This window comes from Sphingomonas sp. (assembly GCF_013812825.1).
GTDB lineage: Bacteria > Pseudomonadota > Alphaproteobacteria > Sphingomonadales > Sphingomonadaceae > Sphingomicrobium.
Genome location: NZ_JACCSU010000073.1, coordinates 1 through 4,131, shown reverse-complemented (window position 1 = coordinate 4,131; position 4,131 = coordinate 1). Strand labels below are relative to the sequence as shown.

4 protein-coding genes are annotated in these 4,131 nt (G+C 70.1%); 1 reads left to right on the top strand and 3 read right to left on the bottom strand.

The window, feature by feature from the left end; all coding sequences use genetic code 11:
• Nucleotides 1–40 precede the first annotated feature (40 nt).
• Complete coding sequence (gene ytpR / locus H0T81_RS10320; protein WP_294012690.1) at nt 41–2,488, top strand: YtpR family tRNA-binding protein; 2,448 nt, start codon at nt 41–43, stop codon at nt 2,486–2,488.
• On the opposite strand, the gene H0T81_RS10315 is transcribed toward ytpR, so the two are convergent.
• The 3 genes from H0T81_RS10315 to H0T81_RS10305 form a co-directional block, all read right to left on the bottom strand.
• The gene (locus tag H0T81_RS10315; RefSeq protein ID WP_294012687.1) at nt 2,485–3,168 is read right to left on the bottom strand and encodes a lysophospholipid acyltransferase family protein; all 684 of its coding nucleotides are present in this window, start codon (nt 3,166–3,168) and stop codon (nt 2,485–2,487) included. The genes ytpR and H0T81_RS10315 overlap by 4 nt on opposite strands.
• Nucleotides 3,168–3,701 carry a YdcF family protein gene (locus H0T81_RS10310; protein ID WP_294012685.1) on the bottom strand — a complete coding sequence of 178 codons (534 nt, stop codon included), beginning with the start codon at nt 3,699–3,701 and terminating at the stop codon, nt 3,168–3,170. Before H0T81_RS10310 ends, H0T81_RS10315 begins: the two co-directional genes overlap by 1 nt.
• Nucleotides 3,698–4,131, bottom strand: a 434-nt coding sequence (locus tag H0T81_RS10305; protein ID WP_366474233.1) for an FtsX-like permease family protein, incomplete at its 5' end; no start/stop codon positions are given. The genes H0T81_RS10305 and H0T81_RS10310, both read right to left, overlap by 4 nt.

Below are 4,131 nucleotides of genomic sequence, written 5' to 3'. Positions count from 1 at the left end.
CCCACCCCCTGACCCCCTCCCGCGGGCGGGAGGGGGAACGATGAAGTTCACCCTTTCCTGGCTGAGGGAGCATCTCGACACTGACGCATCGGCGGTCGAGATCGCCGAGAAACTGACCGCGATCGGCCTTGAGGTCGAAGAGCTGTCCAACCCGGCCGAGGCGCTCGAGCCGTTCCGGGTCGCCAAAGTGCTGACGGCCGACAAGCACCCGCAGGCGGACAAATTGCAGCTTCTGACCGTCGATGCGGGTGAGGGCGCGGTTCAGGTCGTGTGCGGCGCTCCCAACGCCCGCGCCGGAATGCTCGGCGTGTTCGGAGCTCCGGGCACGACCATCCCCGGCACCGGCCTGCTGCTGAAGGTCGCGGCGATCCGCGGCGTCGAATCGCACGGCATGATGTGCTCGGCCCGCGAGCTCGGGCTGGGCGACGAGCATGACGGGATTATCGAGCTTGCCGGCGACGCGCCGGTCGGAGCGAGCTTCGCCGCGTTCGCCGGGCTCGACGATCCGCTGTTCGACGTCGCGGTGCTGCCCAACCGCCCGGACTGCATGGGCGTCGACGGCATCGCCCGCGACCTCGCCGCGGCCGGGATCGGCCAGTTCAAGCGGCGCGACCATCCGGTCGTCGACGGCGGCTTCGAGCCTTCGCCGCGAGTGTCCGTCGAACCGGATTCGGGCTGCTACGTGTTCTGGCGGCGGGTGATCCGCGGGGTCCGCAACGGGCCGAGCCCGGACTGGCTGCAGCAGCGCCTGAAGGCGGTCGGGCTGCGTCCGATCTCGGCGCTGGTCGACATCACCAATTTCTATTCGATCGACCAGGCGCGGCCGCTGCACGTCTACGACATCGCCAAGCTGGCCGGCGACATCATTGTCCGCCGCGGCCACCAGGGCGACCGGTTCCTGGCGCTCAACGCCAAGGAATATGAGCCGACCGCCGAGGATTGCGTGATCGCCGACGACAGCGGCGCGATCGGCCTGGGCGGGATCATCGGCGGCGAGAGCACCAGCGTCGATGAAGGCACCAGCGACGTCCTGCTCGAATGCGCGTGGTTCGACCCGCAGACGATCGCCGAAACCGGCCGCCGCCACGCGATCATCACCGACGCGCGCACCCGCTTCGAGCGCGGCGTCGACCCGATGAAGCTGTCGGGCGCGATCGAATCGGCCGCCCGGATGATCCTCGACCTGGCCGGCGGGGAAGCGTCGGAGCCGCGCATCAGCGGCGACTTTCCGGCCGGCGGCTACCCCAATGCCGACCGGATGGTCGCCTACCGGCCGGGGCGCCTCGCCGCGCTCGGCGGGATCGAGCTCGCCGGCGACGAGCAGCAGGCGATCCTCGGCCGGCTCGAGTTCCTGCGGCTCGACCTCGACGATTCCGAAAGCTGGCTCAACGAGACGCAGCGAGTGGAAATGGCCGTTTCCCACGGTTCGGCGAGCGACGAGACCTGGTTCGTCCGCGCCCCGACCTGGCGCCCGGACATCGACGGCGAGGCCGACATCGTCGAGGAGATCGCTCGAATCCACGGCTATGATTCGGTCCCCTCGACTCCGCTCGAGCGCGAGCCGGGGGTCGCACATCCGACCGCGACCCGCTCGCAGCTGGTCGAACGGCGGGTGCGCCGGACGGCGGCGGCGCGCGGGCTCGACGAGGCGGTCACCTGGAGCTTCATTTCCGAACAGGAAGCGGAAGCGTTCGGCCCGGCCGACTGGCGTCTGATGAACCCGATCAGCGAAGAGATGAAGGTGATGCGGCCATCGCTTCTGCCGAGCCTGATCGCCGCGGCTCGCCGCAACCTCGACCGCGGCCTGGGCTCGGTGCGATTGTTCGAGATCGGCCGCCGCTATCTGGGCGACGCCGAGCACCCGACGGTGGCGCTGCTGCTCGCCGGGGACCGGGACCCGCGCGACTGGCAATCGGGTGCCGGACAGGTTTTTTCGGCGTTCGACGCGAAGGCCGAGGTGGTTGCGCTGCTCGAGGCGGCCGGAGCCCCCACGGCCAGCCTGCAGACCGTCGCGGACGCGGGGCCGACCTGGCACCCGGGGCGATCGGCGACGCTGCGCCTGGGAAAAAGCGTTCTTGCGGCGTTCGGCGAGCTGCATCCGGCGCTCATCCGCAAGCTCGACGGACCGGGCGGAGCGGTCGCCGCCGAGATCTACCTCGACTCGATCCCGCTGGCGCGTGCGGCGGGCCGGGCGCGCGCCGCCTTTGCGCCGCCCGCGCTGCAGCCGGTCGTCCGCGACTTCGCCTTCCTCGTTCCCGACGACCTTGCCGCCGAGGCGCTGGTGCGGGCCATTCGCGGCGCCGACAAGGCGGCGATCACCGACGCGCGGGTCTTCGACCGTTACCGGACCGACGCCGGCGAGCTGAGCCTGGCGGTCGAAGTCACGCTCCAGCCCACGGACAAGAGCTTCACCGACGAAGAGATCGGCGCGATCTCGAGGCGGGTCGTCGCGGCGGCCGAGAAGCTCGGAGCGCAGCTAAGGCACTAGCTTTCGAGCGCGTTGATCGCCGAGTGGACCCGCGCCTCGATCTCGTCGCGCTTGAGCCCGGGCGGAATCGTCTCGCCGACCCGGAAGGTGACGGTCCCGCGGCGCTTGTCGAGGCCGCGGCCGAACAAGCGCCCGCTGTCGTGGGCAACCGGCACCACCGGCAATCCGAGCGCCCGGTAAATGCCGGCGAATCCCGCGCGCAAGGGCGGGGAAGCGCCGGGCGCGACCCGGGTTCCTTCCGGATAGATGATCACCGGCCGGCCGGTCGCGGCCGCCGCTTTCGCCTCAGCCAGCATGTCGCGCAGCGCCTTCGCGCCGGCGTCGCGGTCGACCGGGATGACGCCATAACGCCGGGTCATCGGGCCAAACAGCGGCATGTCGGCGAGCTCGCGCTTGAGGACGATGACCGGAGTTCGGGCAAACATCAGCATCTCGATCGTCTCGAACATCGACTGATGCTTGGCGGCGATCAGGTACCGCCCGGGAGGGATCGCTCCCTCGATCCGGGTCCGGATACCCAGCACGTGCCTCGCCAGCCAGTGGTGGAAGCGCGCCCAGCCATGGACGACCTCGAGCATCGCCGGAGTGCTCACCAGCCCGGCGGTAAGACCGGCGAAAATGAACAGCAAGGTGCCCGGATAGAAAGCCAGTAGGAAGAGCAGCGAGCGGAGCCGGTGCATCAGATGTCGAGCAGCACCGCGAGGCGGCGAAGGATATATTTGTTGTACTCGCTGAACAGGATCGTGAACGGCGGCTCGGTGCGGACGGCGTCGGGGACGATCTCGTACTTGTCGCCCATCACCTCGTGGAAATCGTAGCTGGCGCGGCGCATGTGCCAGTCGCTGGTGACCAGCCGGAACGAGCGGTAGCCGTGCTTTGCAAGCCAGCGCGACGCTTCCTCGGCGTTGGACCTTGTGTCGACCGACTCGCTGCCCAGATCGACGCAGCAATTGACCAGCCGCCCGCTTCCGCCGAGCCGCCGGATCAGATCCTGCTTGGTCACCGCCGGGTCGGCGCCGGCGACCAGCATCCGCTTCGCACCGCCGCCCTTCAGGACCTCGGCTCCGTGCTCGATGCGGCCCGTTCCGCCGGTGACGACGACGATCGCGTCGGTGGTCCTCGCGCCCTTCGCCGGGCGGCCGAGCGTGACCGTGAACAGGATGAAGCCGAGCGCATAGGCGAGCAGCAGGAGCGAGCCGGCGCGGACGATCATGTCGCCCTCCGCAGGGTCGACAGGACCGCCGTCCGAGCCACCCAGGTCGCCAGCACCACCAGCGCCAGCGGCAGCAGAGCGAGGATGACGAGGTCGGTGCCGCGCAGCGGGGTGGTGCCCATCAGGTCGCCGGCAAAGGCTGCGCCGCCGCCCGCCAGAAGCAGCAGCACCAGAACCGCTGCGACCGCCCCGACCAGGCTTCCGGCCAGCGAATCGAGCGCGATCTTGCGCTGGAACAAGTGCGTGACCTGGAGGTCGGTGGCGCCGATCCCGTGCATCACCTCGATGGTCGAGCGGTTGGTGTCGAGCGCTCCGCGGGCGGCGAGCACCACCGCCGCCGCGCTCGCCGCCGCCATCAGCGCGACGAGGGCCAGCGCCAGCCACTGCAGCACCCGGATCGCCCGCAGCACCGGCTCGAGCTTCTCGCGAT

Excerpts from the sequence above, each read along its gene's own strand:
- ytpR (WP_294012690.1), top strand. The coding sequence starts at position 41 with ATGAAGTTCACCCTTTCCTGGCTGAGGGAGCATCTCGACACTGACGCA.
- H0T81_RS10315 (WP_294012687.1), bottom strand. The coding sequence starts at position 3,168 with ATGCACCGGCTCCGCTCGCTGCTCTTCCTACTGGCTTTCTATCCGGGC.
- H0T81_RS10310 (WP_294012685.1), bottom strand. The coding sequence starts at position 3,701 with ATGATCGTCCGCGCCGGCTCGCTCCTGCTGCTCGCCTATGCGCTCGGC.